We start from the raw sequence: 15,235 nt of genomic DNA, 5'->3' as shown, positions 1-15,235 counted from the left end.
TTCTTTCACTTAACAATGAAGCCAACCGAACCTTTTTCTCGGCTGGCTTTTTTTTTACCTGCACATTCTAGTAAATATGCTTAATCAACTATTAGCAATAAATTGCTGCCTTAATTGGTGAATTTTATCTCGTGTTTCTGCTGCTTGCTCAAACTCTAGGTTTTGCGCAAAGTCATACATTTGTTTTTCTAAACGCTGAATTTCAAGTTCTAATTGCTGTGGTGTTAATACCGAATAAGTTCCTTTTGATTCCGCAACTTTATGTAATTCAGCCGCTTTATTTCGAGACTTAGCCCGTCCACTCGGTGCGCCAAGTTCGAGTAAATCACCAATTTTCTTATTCAACTTTTGAGGAACAATATTATGTTCTAAATTATATATAACCTGTTTTTCACGGCGGCGTTGGGTCTCATTAATAGCCCGTTCCATTGACCCCGTAATACGATCACCATATAAAATCGCCTTACCTTCAATATTACGCGCAGCACGTCCCATAGTTTGAATTAAAGATCGTTCTGACCGTAAAAAGCCCTCTTTATCGGCATCCAAAATAGCGACCAATGACACTTCTGGAATATCAAGTCCTTCTCGAAGTAAGTTAATCCCCACTAGCACATCAAATTTGCCTAACCGCAAATCACGAATAATTTCGACCCGTTCAACGGTATCAATATCAGAGTGAAGATAACGTACTTTTACACCGTGTTCCGTTAAATATTCGGTAAGATCTTCTGACATCCGCTTGGTTAATGTCGTCACTAATACTCGCTCTTGTTTCGCAGAGCGTATTCGAATTTCAGACAATAAATCATCAACTTGTGTTGCTACAGGTCTCACCTCAATTTCAGGATCAAGTAACCCTGTCGGACGTACCACTTGTTCAGCAATATCACCCCCTGACTTTTCAATTTCATAAGCACCAGGTGTGGCCGAAACATATATAGTTTGCGGGGCTAAAGATTCAAACTCCTCAAACTTCATTGGTCGATTATCAAGGGCTGAAGGAAGTCGGAATCCATATTCCACGAGATTTTCTTTACGTGATCGATCACCACGGAACATCGCGCCAATTTGAGAAACCGTCACATGAGATTCATCAATAATTAATAAACCATCCGCAGGAAGATAATCAAATAATGTGGGTGGCGGCTCACCCTCTGCACGACCACTCAGGTAGCGTGAATAGTTTTCGATACCCGAACAAAAACCGAGTTCATTCATCATTTCGATATCAAATTGCGTTCGCTGCGAAATACGCTGTTCTTCAACCAATTTATTATTATCTAGCAATTGTTGCTTACGCTGAGTTAACTCAACTTTAATCCCCTCGATGGCTTCTAATATTTTCTCTCTTGGGGTTACATAGTGCGTTTTGGGATAAATCGTAGTACGCGCTAAATTACGCTGAATGATTGCTCCCGTCAGAGGATCAAATGATGAAATAATTTCCACTTCATCATCAAATAATTCTAATCGAATCGCTTCTTTTTCTGATTCTGCTGGAAAAATATCAATCACTTCCCCTCGCACACGAAACGTACCACGCTCAAAAACGGCATCATTACGTTTATATTGAAGTTCAGCTAAACGGCGAAGAATGTCACGTTGATTAAGCACATCACCACGGCGTACATGCAACATCATTTTTAAATATGATTCCGGATCACCTAAACCATAAATAGCCGATACTGAGGCAATAATAATAACATCGCGACGTTCCATTAATGCTTTAGTGGCTGATAGCCGCATTTGTTCAATATGGGCGTTTACAGAAGCATCTTTTTCAATAAATGTATCCGTGGTAGGTACATAAGCCTCTGGCTGATAATAATCGTAATAAGAAACAAAATACTCTACGGCATTATCAGGAAAGAAATCCCTCATTTCACCATATAGCTGAGCTGCTAAGGTTTTATTAGGTGCCATAATAAGCGTCGGACGATTAGCTTGCGCAATCACATTGGCAATCGTAAAGGTTTTACCAGAGCCAGTAACCCCGAGTAACGTTTGCTGCGCAAGACCAGAATCAAGCCCATCCATTAATTGTGCAATGGCCGTGGGTTGATCGCCCGCAGGTGAATAATCAGATACAAGACTGAACAGCTTACTCATTACATCTACCCGTAATAATAATACTGAGTATCATTGTGAGCACCTCCCCAATAATGTCAATACTGGTTTAGTAAAGTTCAGACGTTGCGATGCTAGCTAAAGAAAGGAAAAATAGCTTCAGTAATAAAACACAACTCATTAAAATTTGAACACCAAACTCAATTTTAACTGCAAAAGCCGCAACCTCACTATTAACATGCCCGTTAATGCTTGGCCCCCTTTGGGCTTTACGTTTTATTACTGAAGCAAATCAACAAATGTTGAATTAAAAACAAAAACAGATATTTACACATATAGTCATTGTTGAATTAAGTATTTCACCTCTTTCTAACGTTTAAATAGAAAGATGGAAAACAATAATCAATATAGAAATACTTAATGTCTCAAAATAATAAATAAAAAACAAACCAATTGATAATTATAATTAAAACCAGCAGTTATGATAACCAAAGAAATTATTCATCAAAATTTATGTCTTTTTACTCTAGAAGACGTTTAATTATTTTATATTATTTATATCTTACGGATATCATTGACATTATTACTAAATAAATGCTTTATTTTTCATCAATTCTATAACAATGCAAAATACAGAATAACGACTGACACTTCAACTTTGCATATCATCCACAGCTTTTCCAAACATTCTAGATTGCAATTCGCTAAATAATAATTGTTATATTTCTTCATTATTTATAATATTTTTATACTTGTTGTTTTAGGTTATTCCTTATAATCATTGTTGTTACGATTAATCTTCTTATTCCATCTCTTATCAACATCAATCAAAATAACTGCCTAACATCAATATAGTTATCCACAGAAATTGTGGACAACCGTTAAAAAGCCAAGTGATTAGGCACTTCTTAAAAATCAAGTCTTTTTTGCACTCTATAAAAAAAGCTAACCTAAATGGTTAGCTTCTTAGTTGATCTCTTTACACTAAGCGCCATAACGTTAGTAATTAAGATCCATCAAAAACTGCACATCATCACCTGGTTGATAATAAACAGGTTCATTACCATAGCTAAAGTATTTTAGCGGCTTACCGTTAGCTGCATGATAACTAATCTTATTATCTGTAACCGCTAACCATGTTCCTTCAGGAATACCAATAACAGGCTCATGCTTATTTATCTCAAGGAACTCTTGAATTCGCTCATCACGAGTCTCACCCATGTGACCTTCAACAGAAGCTTCTAAGTAATGAGGATTAATTTGGAAAGGCACAAAATTTAACGAAGATAGAATGGCACCTGTTACGATAGGCATATCGTTAGTGGTACGGATAGTTGGACAACCAATGTTAGTCCCCGCACTCCAACCAATATAAGCCGTTCCTTTTTTTAGTACTGCTTTACGAATTGGGCCAACTAGACCTAAATCATGTAACGTTTTATTGAGCACCCAAGTATTACCACCACTAACAATAATACCGTCAGCTTGTTCGATAGCTGTAACGGGATCTTCAGCACGGTGTAAACCCGTTGCAACACAATCTAAACCTAGCTTATCAAATGTCGCTTGAACTAATGCCACGCGATCATCATGACTTGAACGAATAACAGCGTAAGGGATCACGACAAAATGCTTCGCTCCGGTACGCTTTACTTGCTCAACAATTGCATCAGCAGCAAATTCCATTACATGCGTGTTACCAGCAACTTTACCATTACTGAGTAATAAAATATCCATTGTTCCATCCTATCGCTTATGTTTATTCGTTATACGTGTAATCACGAACACTATTTATATTAAACTCAGTTACATCAAACGCAGAATTAGCTAATTTTACAACCGTCACAATCACAATTTACGAAAACACTCATAAAAAACAGCTATTTTTTCATAATGGTTAGCAAAAGATTTACCATTTAAAAACAGTGCAAGCACAATTAAAAACCAAAAACAATATATTTCATTAACAATTAATCGCAAGCAATCAACTAAAAACAAGAAATTTATTGCACTAAAAACTTATATTTCAAGCAACTACTCAAATTTAGGGTCATTAATAGATAAAACCCTACCCTGGAGGAGTTGTTATAGCGCTCACAAAATCAGATAATGTTGGGATCTCTTGCAATGATAATGAAGTCGGTATGACTGAATACCTTTTACTCCTGATCGGGACAGTGTTGGTTAACAACTTTGTACTCGTTAAATTCTTAGGTTTATGTCCATTTATGGGCGTATCTAAGAAACTAGAAACCGCTATAGGTATGGGCTTAGCAACAACATTTGTGCTAACGCTCGCTTCTGTGTGTGCGTATCTTGTTGAAACTTACATCTTGGAACCATTGGGTATCCAATACTTACGCACGCTTAGTTTTATACTTGTGATTGCCGTTGTGGTGCAATTTACTGAAATGGTTGTGCATAAAACCAGTCCAACGTTGTATCGATTATTAGGTATATTCTTACCATTGATCACCACCAACTGTGCTGTATTGGGTGTCGCTTTACTCAATACCAATGAGCACCATAACTTCATTCAATCTGTTATTTATGGCTTTGGTGCAGCAGTGGGTTTCTCATTGGTATTAGTATTGTTCGCTTCTATGCGTGAACGTATTGCCGCAGCAGATGTACCCGCTCCCTTTAAAGGCGCTTCGATTGCAATGATCACGGCAGGCCTTATGTCTCTTGCCTTTATGGGCTTTACTGGATTGGTGAAATTGTAATGAGCGGGATATTAATTGCTGCCATTGTAATTGCTGTATTAGCTGCAATATTTGGCCTTATTTTAGGTTTTGCTTCAGTGCGGTTTAAAGTTGAAGCTGATCCCATTGTTGAACAAATTGATGCTATTTTACCGCAAACACAATGTGGTCAATGTGGTTTCCCCGGGTGTCGTCCCTATGCTGAAGCGATAGCAAATGGCGAAATCATTAACAAATGTCCACCTGGTGGCCAAGCTACTATTGAAAAACTTGCCGATCTAATGGGTGTCGAAGTGCCTCAGGCTTCAAATGAAGTGACTAATAGTATTAAAAAAGTCGCCTTTATTCATGAGGATATGTGTATTGGTTGTACCAAATGTATTCAAGCATGCCCCGTAGATGCGATTGTTGGTGGCACTAAATCAATGCACACCGTAATAAAAGACGAATGTACAGGCTGTGACCTTTGTGTTTCTCCTTGTCCTACAGACTGTATTGAAATGATCCCAGTTAAAGAAACACCCGATAACTGGAAATGGCAACTCAACCAAATACCGGTTGTTAATATTGCTGCGACAGCGAATGCAGAAAAGGTTAAGCCATAGTCATGCTATCGATTATTGAACAAATTAAACAAGGTAAATTGTGGGATTTCCACGGTGGTATTCACCCTGCGGAAAATAAAGCCTTATCAAATACGCAGCCAATTAAAGCTGCGGGCATTCCTAACGAATTAGTGTTGCCATTAAAACAACACATTGGTTCTCGCGGTGATATTATCGTCAATATTGGCGATCACGTTCTCAAAGGCCAACCACTCACGCAAGGTGATATTGCGATGTGTGTGCCTATTCATGCCCCAAGTTCAGGCACTATCACGGCAATTGAGCAACGAACAACCGCCCACCCTTCTGGCTTAACTGATTTATGTATCGTAATTGCAACGGATAACCAAGATACTTGGTGTCATGCAACACAATACCCTGATTATCAAGATCGCGATCCGGCTGAACTAATTGAAGCAATTCGTCTTGCGGGTATTGCAGGTTTAGGCGGCGCCGGTTTTCCAACCGCACGTAAACTGCAAGGTGGTTTAGGTAATGTTGATATTCTGATCATCAATGCTGCTGAATGTGAACCTTATATCACTACCGATGACCGTCTCATGCAAGATTATGCGGATGAAGTTATCGAAGGCGTACGTATTTTACGCCATATCATTGCGCCAAAATTAACTTTAATTGGTATCGAAGATAACAAACCTGAAGCAATCAAAGCATTAGAAGCCTGTGTTAGTGAAGACGATAATATTATTATTCGCGTTATTCCAACCAAATACCCATCAGGTAGTTCAAAGCAACTCGTTAAACTACTAACTGGTCGTGAAGTTCCTAGCCAAGCCCGTTCAACCTCAATCGGGGTTATTATGCAGAACGTAGGTACTGCTTTTGCAATTAAGCGCGCTATTGTTAACGGTGAGCCATTAATTGAACGCGTAGTGACCTTAACCGGTGGAGCCTTTAAACAACGCGGTAATGTGTTTGCCTTATTAGGAACACCAATCGCTTACCTGCTTGAAAAATTTGGTTATCAAGCCGATAAGAAACACCCTCGCGTCATCATTGGTGGCTCGCTGATGGGCTTTACATTGCCACATGCCAATGTGCCAATTACCAAAATTACCAACTGTATTTTAACGCCTAAGCGTAAAGAGTTACCGCTACATACTTACGAAATGGCCTGTATTCGTTGTTCTGCTTGTGCTGATGTTTGCCCATCGTCATTATTACCACAACAGTTACAATGGTATGCAAAAGACAAAAACTACGACAAATGTGAAGAATATAATTTAAGCGACTGTATTGAATGCGGTGCTTGTGCTTATGTTTGCCCAAGTGAAATTCCATTAGTACAGTATTATCGCCAAGCCAAAGCTGAAATTTGGGAACGCAAACAAGATGAAATGAGTGCAGAACGTGCACGTCAACGTTTTGAAGCCAAACAGCAGCGTATGGAACGCGATAAAGCTGAACGTGAAAACCGTTTTGCTAAAGCAGCAACAGATCGTCGTCAAAATATGGCGGCATCTGGTGGTGATGATGCTGTTGCAGCCGCTATTGCGCGAGTGAAAGCGAAACAAGCAGCTGCGGCAACAGAAACAACAACACCAGTCATTAAACCAGCGGTTGCAGCCGCTATTGCTAAAGCAAAAGCCAAGCAAGCCGCTTCAGTATCAGAAACGAATGCTGAGTCTGATAACAGTGAAATGGCCGTCTTGCGAAAACAACGTAAGCTTCAAGCTCGCGAGCAAAAAGCAGCCAAACATGCCGAATTAATACAACAACAGCAAGCCGACTCAGATCAATCACCAGCACAAAATACAGATAAGAAAGATGCAGTTGCTGCCGCTGTTGCGCGTGCAAAAGCCCGCAAAGCTGCGCAACAAGCACCAACGGCTATTGATACTGAGTCTGTTACCAAAGTAGACACTGACGCTGCGATCGATCCTAAAAAAGCAGCTGTTGCTGCTGCCGTTGCACGTGCAAAAGCCCGTAAAGCAGCCCAACAAGCACCAACTGCTATTGATACTGAGTCTGTTACCAAAGTAGACGCTGCGATCGATCCTAAAAAAGCAGCCATTGCTGCTGCCGTTGCACGTGCAAAAGCCCGCAAAGTGGCCCAACAAGCACCAACGGCTATTGATGCTGAGCCCATTGCCGCAGAGTCTGTTACCAAAGTAGACACTGACGCTGCGATCGATCCTAAAAAAGCAGCTGTTGCTGCTGCCGTTGCACGTGCAAAAGCCCGTAAAGCGGCCCAACAAGCACCAACAGCTATTGATACTGAGTCTGTTACCAAAGTAGACACTGACGCTGCGCTCGATCCTAAAAAAGCAGCCATTGCTGCTGCCGTTGCACGTGCAAAAGCCCGCAAAATGGCCCAACAAGCACCAACGGCTATTGATACTGAGTCTGTTACCAAAGTAGACACTGACGCTGCGATCGACCCTAAAAAAGCAGCTGTTGCTGCTGCCGTTGCACGTGCAAAAGCCCGTAAAGCGGCCCAACAAGCACCAACTGCTATTGATACTGAGTCTGTTACCAAAGTAGACACTGACGCTGCGATCGATCCTAAAAAAGCAGCCATTGCTGCTGCCGTTGCACGTGCAAAAGCCCGCAAAGCGGCGCAACAAGCACAAGCTAGCATCGAGACTTCAGCGCTTGTGAATACAGAGCCTACAGCCGAAGTAAACACTGACGCTGCGGTCGATCCTAAAAAAGCTGCGGTTGCCGCTGCTGTTGCGCGTGCAAAAGCCCGCAAAGCGGCCCAACAAGCAACTAAAGTACAACCTAACATTGAGGAAGAATAATCGTGGCTTTTAATATTGCCAGCTCACCCCATGCACATAACCGTCGCAGCACTAGTGTCATCATGCGAACCGTTATTTTATGTGCAATTTTTGGTGTTATTGCTCAATGCTACTTTTTTGGTTTAGGAACACTGATCCAAATTGTTTTTGCCTCTCTTTGTGCACTTGCATTTGAAGCCATTGTCCTTAAATTACGTCAGCGCCCATTAGCACCTTATCTTCGTGATAATACGGCGCTACTAACTGGGGTACTCATTGGTATTTCTATTCCACCACTTGCACCGTGGTGGATCACCGTTATTGGCGTATTCTTTGCGATTGTTGTCGCTAAACACCTCTATGGTGGCATGGGACAAAACCTATTTAATCCCGCAATGGTTGCTTACGTTGTACTGTTAATCTCATTTCCAGTTCAAATGACTACATGGTTACCACCGGCGTCTTTAAGTGCTAACCCTGTGACATTTATGGATAGCTTATCCGCCATATTTACCGGCTACACACCTGACGGTTTCAGTATTCAACAACTCAAAATGTCTATTGATGGCTACACAATGGCAACCCCATTAGATACCCTAAAAACATCCCTAAAAACTGGAATGACGATTGCAGAAGCAATGAAAAAACCGGTATACGGCACACTAGCTGGTATTGGTTGGGAATGGGTTAATATTGGCTTCTTATTAGGTGGTTTACTGCTACTTAAACTACGCATTATTCAATGGCATATTCCCGTTGCAATGTTAACCTCGCTACTGGTTATTAGTAGCGTTATGCATGTGCTTGATCCAAGTGTTGCGGCGTCACCGCTATTGCATATGTTCTCTGGCGCAACAATGCTTGGTGCCTTCTTCATTGCCACTGATCCAGTAACAGCCTCAACAACCGTAAAAGGTCGGCTGATCTTTGGTGCTTTTATTGGCATAATGATCTATCTCATCCGTACTTGGGGTGGATTCCCTGACGGGGTCGCCTTTGCAGTACTACTCGCCAATTTATGTGTGCCAATCATCGATTACTACACTCGTCCACGCACTTATGGACACTAATAATGAGTATGCCCATGTTTAAATCCATGAAAAAAAATGGTCTGATTCTGGCTGTTTTTGCCTTATTGTCGACAGCATTAGTTTCTCTGACTCACTATTTGACTGCTGATCGTATTTTTGAACAACAGCAACAACAGTTATTAAATACGCTAAACCAAGTTATTCCTGTCGCGAGCCATGACAACTTACTTTATAAGAACTGTACCTTAATTAAAGATCTACGTTACATCGGCACAAAGACACCAATGCCGGCTTATATTGCAACTCAAGCAGGTAAGCCTACAGGAATTGCAATTGAAGGTATTGCTCCTGATGGTTACAGTGGCGCCATCAAATTAATTGTAGGTCTTGATACTAAAGGAACGATCACTGGCGTTCGTATTTTAGAGCAGCATGAAACACCGGGGCTAGGTGATAAAATTGAAACGACAATCAGTGATTGGATCTATAGTTTCACTGGTAAGCGAGTCAATGGTGCTAATGATCCTAAATTCCATGTCCGCAAAGATGGCGGTGAATTTGATCAGTTTACAGGTGCAACCATTACTCCACGCGCCGTAGTTAAAGCTGTAAAAAATATCTCGTTGTACTGGCAAAATAATCAACAGCAGATTCTAAGCCAGCCATTAGACTGTCCGAGTGAATAATTATGACAACATCTTATAAAGAGTTGATGAAAAATGGCTTATGGTACAACAACCCAACTGTCGTGCAGTTATTAGGGTTATGTCCATTATTGGCGGTATCATCAACAGCAACCAATGCTCTGGGATTAGGACTTGCGACAACGATGGTTTTGGTGATGTCTAACTTCACTATTTCCGTTATTCGTAAGTGGGTACCATCAGAAATTCGAATCCCTGTTTTTGTAATGATCATTGCATCATTGGTAACCTGTGTGCAGTTATTAATGAATGCCTATGTCTATGGCTTATACAAATCACTCGGTATTTTTATTCCGTTGATCGTCACCAACTGTATCATTATCGGTCGAGCGGAAGCCTTTGCTTCTAAAAATCAGCCATTACCTGCAGTACTAGATGGTTTATGGATGGGCCTAGGTATGACCTCGGCACTATTTTTACTTGGTGCAATGCGTGAAATATTAAGTAAAGGTTCATTATTTGATGGTGCTAATCGCTTATTAGGTGATTGGGCATCAGTGCTGCATATTCAAATATTTCATTTTGACAGTAGTTTTTTACTTGCCATGTTACCACCAGGCGCGTTTATTGGTGTCGGTTTCATGATTGCATTAAAGAATATTATTGATAAATTTAAAGAAAAAAAACAACCAACCCAAGAACAGCAGCAACCAAAAGTGGAACGTGCGCGTATTACGGATGTTAAGTAATACCGTTTTTATAACTTTTCGGTACTAAAACTGGCTTTCGAGCCAGTTTTACTCTTGCTGTGAATATGCTCAAATATGCCAACTATCCCTATAGGTGCTCACCCTAATCATGGTGATATTGACATTATATTGCGTCAGGAAAGACTATGAATAATCAAAAACGGGTTCAAATATTAGAACGATTACAAGCTGAAAACCCACACCCACAAACAGAGCTGCATTGGACGACACCGTTTGAGCTGTTAATTTCAGTTTTACTATCAGCACAAGCAACAGATGTTAGTGTTAATAAAGCAACAGACAAGCTTTATCCTATTGCTAATACACCTCAAGCTATTTTTGATCTTGGCGTTGATGGCGTAAAACAATATATAAAAACCATTGGCTTATTTAATTCTAAAGCTGAGAATGTTATTAAAACCTGCCGTATTTTACTTGATAAACATAACGGTGAAATTCCAGAAAACCGTGAAGCATTAGAAGCCTTACCCGGTGTTGGTCGTAAAACAGCAAATGTTGTACTTAATACTGCATTTGGCTGGCCAACGATTGCAGTAGATACCCATATTTTCCGTGTTTGTAATCGTACCAAATTCGCTATCGGAAAAAATGTTGAACAAGTAGAAGAAAAGCTACTAAAAGTCGTTCCCGCAGCATTTAAAGTCGATGTCCACCACTGGCTTATTTTACATGGCCGCTATACATGTATTGCACGTAAACCCCGTTGTGGTAGCTGTATTATTGAAGACTTATGTGAGTACAAAGATAAAATCGACATTTAAAAGTCAATATTTAAATATCATAACGCTATAAAAAAGGAGCATCAATATGCTCCTTTTTTGTTGTTCATCATTGTTTAATTACAATGGTTGACAGTCTTTAGTAAAGCCATTTAGTTTACGTTTAGCCGCTAACTCTGCCGCCCCTTTATCAAGCGTATCAAATAACTTATCACGCTGCTGAGGTGACATTTTTTTATCACTCGAATCTAACGATTGTTGTAATTCTACTTCCGCTTTTTGCTTGTCACCTTGAAGATAACTGTCTTGTGCTAGTGCAATATAAGCCATGCTTCGCGCTAACGGCGGCCCTTCATGACCTAACGCTTGTAATTCCGTGGCTGCACCTGATTGACATAATTGCTGATTTTTTATTGCTTCCGCAACCGGTTTTAAATTGGCCTTAACAACTTTTTTTTCTGTTTCTTTAGGCGTTGCTATTTCTTTAGTCGTCACAGGCGCTGTTTTTTCAACGCTCGTTGTGTATGTTTTAATGCCAATAATGGCCGCAATAATAATCACGATACCAATGAGTAGACGCTTCTTCATACCCAAGTCCTTATATGATAATTAACGCCACTATCATAAAGTATATTCAAAGAGACAATGTCAACGCTAGATTAACATTGCACAAGGGCGTTTTATGCTTCACTTCTACCTAATGAGATCACCACTCGACGGTTTTGATTACGACCGACAGGTGTGGAATTATCAGCAATTGGACGCCTTTTTCCATACGCATCTACTTGAATTCGGTTTTCAGGTAAACCTAACCCTTTAAAGTAACTTTCAATTTTTGCAGCACGCTGTTCAGATAACCGTTGCCCTTCAACTGTACCAAGAGCGGAGTCACTATAAGCGGCCACCAGCACTAAATCGATATCATCAGAATAACGAACATAATCAGCAATTTGTGCCAATCGTTTTTGCGACATATTATCTAGCTCATCACTATTGCTTGTATAATGTAGAATCGTAAAGGCAATATCATCAAAACTAAAGGGCATTAAGTTACTCAAACACTGACTAAAATCTTGATATGATTTATTAAAATTAACTGCCGACAAACCAACTTCTAGTTGTCGTTGCTGCTGTACTGGCCATGTTTTATAACTAAAAGTTGGATTTCGCCCATCTTCTAATTCAGCCAGCATTTGCCATGCGGTATTACCACCAATATATCCATCAAACTGTTTAAAAAATTTTAAATTTGTCATTGCATAAGCTGCATCGCCCGGCATCCATGATGGTGGCATTGAGGTTAGCTTAACATTACGGGTAGCTCCCAATTGACGATTCATCTTTAATTCAAAGTGAAGGTTCATTTGCTTACTCGATCGTGCTGAAAACTGCGCACTTCCGTAACCCGGAATATCGTGCTTCAAACGACACTCTAAAGGTGTATCAACTATCACTTGCCATTGTGATTGGTTCGGTAAAGCTAAATAATTTTTAGCCATGGCTGCTGACGTTAAGAAAAAGCCACTTAAAATTAGCCCAATTCGTAGCCAAGGTGTTAATAATTCAATTAAATTCATTTTATAACCAAATTAGAAGAAGAAAATACAACGACAATGACAACAGTATGCTTCTGTATCGGCACTGATGATGTGAGCTTTAGCCTTGTCTTACTGTATAGAAGTATCAAAGCATTCAATTTGAGAACCATAACAAACAGCAATGAAATTAAGCTATTAATCTGCCATAATACCTGATTCTATTATTTTGACAGCAGTGCTATGAGCCAAGATAACCAATTTAATACCCTAAAAAGTCGCTTTCGCGGCTACTTTCCTGTCGTCATTGACGTTGAAACTGCAGGTTTTAATTCAAAAACTGATGCCTTATTAGAAATTTGTGCTGTCACTCTACAAATGGATGAAGATGGTTGGCTAAAACCAGCAACAACCCTTCACTTCCATGTAGCTCCTTTTGAAGGCGCGATTTTACACAAAGAGGCATTAGAATTTAATGGTATTCGCGACCCATTTAGCCCATTACGTGGTGCTGTGTCAGAAGAAGTAGCACTAAAAGAAATTTATAAACAAATCAGAAAAGAACAAAAACAAACCGATTGTACGCGCGCTATCATGGTGGCACATAACGCGACGTTTGATCACAGTTTTGTGATGGCGGCATCTGAGCGCGCAAAACTAAAGCGTAATCCATTCCATCCTTTTGCGACTTTTGATACTGCCGCATTAAGTGGATTAGCATACGGACAAACGGTACTGGCAAAAGCATGCCAAACCGCAGAAATTCCATTTGATAACCGTGAAGCACATTCAGCACTATATGATACTGAACGTACTGCTGAATTATTTTGTAAAATAGTCAATAAATGGAAACAATTAGGTGGTTGGCCACTGTGCACCCCCGCAGAAGAGCCACCTGTAGAAGAATAATTACATCTCATTCTCCTGCTCGTTATTAAGCCCATCTTAGTATGGGTTTTTTTATGCCCGCAACACTCCTTCACTAGTTACCTTCACACCTTTCATTGAAAATAATTATCAAAATTAATAATTAGCTCGCATAATTTAACAAATATACAACATTACTCTTATACTCAATCTGTAATGCGTTTTGTTTTTCCTCATGGATGAATAAAAAATGAAATAATGATCGTTGAGAGGCAGAATAATGTCCGTAAATATACGTTATATTTCCCTTGCTCTTTGTAGCAGTCTTACCGCCACTTCCGCCTTTGCTGCGGGGTTTCAAGTATCAGAACAATCAGCATCAGGTTTAGGCCGAGCCTTTGCTGGAGAAGCCGCCATCGCCGATAATCCAGCTGTTATTTCTCGAAACCCAGCCGCAATGACGCACTTTGATACAATCGCGGTTTCAGTCGTCGGCAGTATTGTTGCACCAGATATTGATATTACCGCCCATGACGCTCCCAATGGTGTCCAAACCGCTAAAAATGTTGCACCAATGGCTTTCGTGCCTGCCAGTTACTTTGTGATGCCCATCAATGATCGTCTCTCTTGGGGTGTCGCTTTATTTTCAGGTTATGGCGTAACCACCGATTATCCTGCCGATTTTTATGATGGCACTTCAGCGGGAAAAACCTCATTAGTTGCCATTAATTTAAACCCCAGTGTCGCTTATAAAGTCACCGAGCAATTAAGCCTTGGCGTGGGAATCAATGCCGTTTATGCCTCAGCTGAACTCTACCGTCACTATGGTCAGAATGCGTTGCCTTTTTATCCTGCAATTAAGCCCAGTGATAAAACAATCAACATGGAAGGTGATACTTGGAGTTGGGGCTGGAATATCGGTGCATTTTATGAGGTAGACGACAATAATCGTTTTGGTATTGCTTATCGTTCTAAAGTCGATCTTGATTTTAAAGGCGATTTTACTGACTACTCTGGACTTGTGCTTGGCAGTAGCAATAGAGGCAACACCATCAAAGGCAAACTACCCGTCGTGCTACCCGCAACAGCTGAGTTCTCAGGCTTTCATCAACTCAACCATCAAATAGCCATTCATTACAGCCTGTTTTGGACCCAATGGAGCAGCTTTAAAGAGTTACGTGCCACCAACTCACAATGTAATTTTGGTGGCCAAATGCCTGGAGTGTGTTTATTAAAAGATGAAGATTATGATGATGCATTCCGCTGGGCGATTGGCACGACTTATACTCTACATCCCAACGTAACGTTACGGGCAGGGTTTGCCTATGACGAACAAGGCGGCAAAGCCACACTGAGTATTCCTGATACCGACCGTTTTTGGTATTCAGCAGGCGCAACGTATCACTATAACTCTCAGCTAAGCATTGATGTTGGTTTTAGCTACGTCTATGGCAAAGAGAGTGATTTTATAGAAAACAACGACCGCTTTACAGCCAGCAGCGTTGCTTATATTGGTGCTGCACAACTTAACTACGCCTTTTAGCC

General features: G+C 40.4%; 13 protein-coding genes. 9 read left to right on the top strand and 4 right to left on the bottom strand.

Annotated elements, in window-relative coordinates; all coding sequences use genetic code 11:
- Positions 1 to 84: 84 nt before the first annotated feature.
- Together uvrB and pepE are read right to left on the bottom strand one after the other, a co-directional pair.
- A complete protein-coding gene (uvrB, locus tag VXS03_RS06105; protein WP_327762593.1) occupies positions 85 to 2,112 on the bottom strand; it encodes an excinuclease ABC subunit UvrB in 2,028 nt (675 codons plus the stop codon).
- 957 nt (positions 2,113 to 3,069) lie between these two features.
- Positions 3,070 to 3,807, bottom strand: a complete 738-nt coding sequence (gene pepE, locus VXS03_RS06100) for a dipeptidase PepE (RefSeq protein WP_327762592.1) — start codon at positions 3,805 to 3,807, stop codon at positions 3,070 to 3,072.
- 407 nt (positions 3,808 to 4,214) lie between these two features.
- Between pepE and rsxA the strand changes: the two genes are divergently transcribed.
- The 7 genes from rsxA to nth all read left to right on the top strand — a co-directional run bounded on the left by rsxA (position 4,215) and on the right by nth (position 11,330).
- Positions 4,215 to 4,796 (top strand): electron transport complex subunit RsxA, encoded by a 582-nt coding sequence (gene rsxA / locus VXS03_RS06095; RefSeq protein ID WP_080157923.1) that lies wholly within the window; start codon positions 4,215 to 4,217, stop codon positions 4,794 to 4,796.
- Positions 4,796 to 5,380 (top strand): electron transport complex subunit RsxB, encoded by a 585-nt coding sequence (gene rsxB, locus VXS03_RS06090; protein ID WP_327762591.1) that lies wholly within the window; start codon positions 4,796 to 4,798, stop codon positions 5,378 to 5,380. The genes rsxA and rsxB overlap by 1 nt, the downstream gene beginning before the upstream one ends.
- 2 nt (positions 5,381 to 5,382) lie before the next feature.
- Positions 5,383 to 8,145: an electron transport complex subunit RsxC gene (gene rsxC / locus VXS03_RS06085; protein ID WP_327762590.1), complete on the top strand. Its 2,763-nt coding sequence runs from the start codon at positions 5,383 to 5,385 to the stop codon at positions 8,143 to 8,145.
- Between the two features lie 2 nt (positions 8,146 to 8,147).
- On the top strand, positions 8,148 to 9,194 hold the full coding sequence (gene rsxD / locus VXS03_RS06080; protein WP_327762589.1) for an electron transport complex subunit RsxD: 1,047 nt from the start codon (positions 8,148 to 8,150) through the stop codon (positions 9,192 to 9,194).
- A gap of 14 nt (positions 9,195 to 9,208) precedes the next feature.
- Positions 9,209 to 9,841, top strand: a complete 633-nt coding sequence (rsxG, locus tag VXS03_RS06075) for an electron transport complex subunit RsxG (protein WP_327762588.1) — start codon at positions 9,209 to 9,211, stop codon at positions 9,839 to 9,841.
- Between the two features lie 2 nt (positions 9,842 to 9,843).
- Positions 9,844 to 10,548 carry an electron transport complex subunit E gene (locus tag VXS03_RS06070; protein ID WP_327762587.1) on the top strand — a complete coding sequence of 235 codons (705 nt, stop codon included), beginning with the start codon at positions 9,844 to 9,846 and terminating at the stop codon, positions 10,546 to 10,548.
- Between the two features lie 146 nt (positions 10,549 to 10,694).
- Complete coding sequence (gene nth / locus VXS03_RS06065) at positions 10,695 to 11,330, top strand: endonuclease III (protein ID WP_327762586.1); 636 nt, start codon at positions 10,695 to 10,697, stop codon at positions 11,328 to 11,330.
- Between the two features lie 78 nt (positions 11,331 to 11,408).
- On the opposite strand, the gene VXS03_RS06060 is transcribed toward nth, so the two are convergent.
- Both VXS03_RS06060 and motY read right to left on the bottom strand, forming a co-directional pair.
- On the bottom strand, positions 11,409 to 11,876 hold the full coding sequence (locus tag VXS03_RS06060) for a hypothetical protein (RefSeq protein ID WP_327762585.1): 468 nt from the start codon (positions 11,874 to 11,876) through the stop codon (positions 11,409 to 11,411).
- 92 nt (positions 11,877 to 11,968) lie between these two features.
- A complete protein-coding gene (motY, locus tag VXS03_RS06055) occupies positions 11,969 to 12,865 on the bottom strand; it encodes a flagellar protein MotY (RefSeq protein WP_442957425.1) in 897 nt (298 codons plus the stop codon).
- A 201-nt stretch (positions 12,866 to 13,066) separates the two neighbouring features.
- Between motY and rnt the strand changes: the two genes are divergently transcribed.
- Both rnt and VXS03_RS06045 read left to right on the top strand, forming a co-directional pair.
- Positions 13,067 to 13,732, top strand: a complete 666-nt coding sequence (rnt, locus tag VXS03_RS06050; protein ID WP_327762584.1) for a ribonuclease T — start codon at positions 13,067 to 13,069, stop codon at positions 13,730 to 13,732.
- 238 nt (positions 13,733 to 13,970) lie between these two features.
- Positions 13,971 to 15,233, top strand: a complete 1,263-nt coding sequence (locus VXS03_RS06045) for an outer membrane protein transport protein (RefSeq protein ID WP_327762583.1) — start codon at positions 13,971 to 13,973, stop codon at positions 15,231 to 15,233.
- The last annotated feature ends 2 nt before the right edge of the window (positions 15,234 to 15,235 follow it).

The organism is Photobacterium sp. S4TG1 (assembly GCF_036040035.1).
Taxonomy (GTDB): domain Bacteria; phylum Pseudomonadota; class Gammaproteobacteria; order Enterobacterales; family Vibrionaceae; genus Photobacterium.
This window is presented reverse-complemented; position numbering and strand designations above follow the sequence as displayed.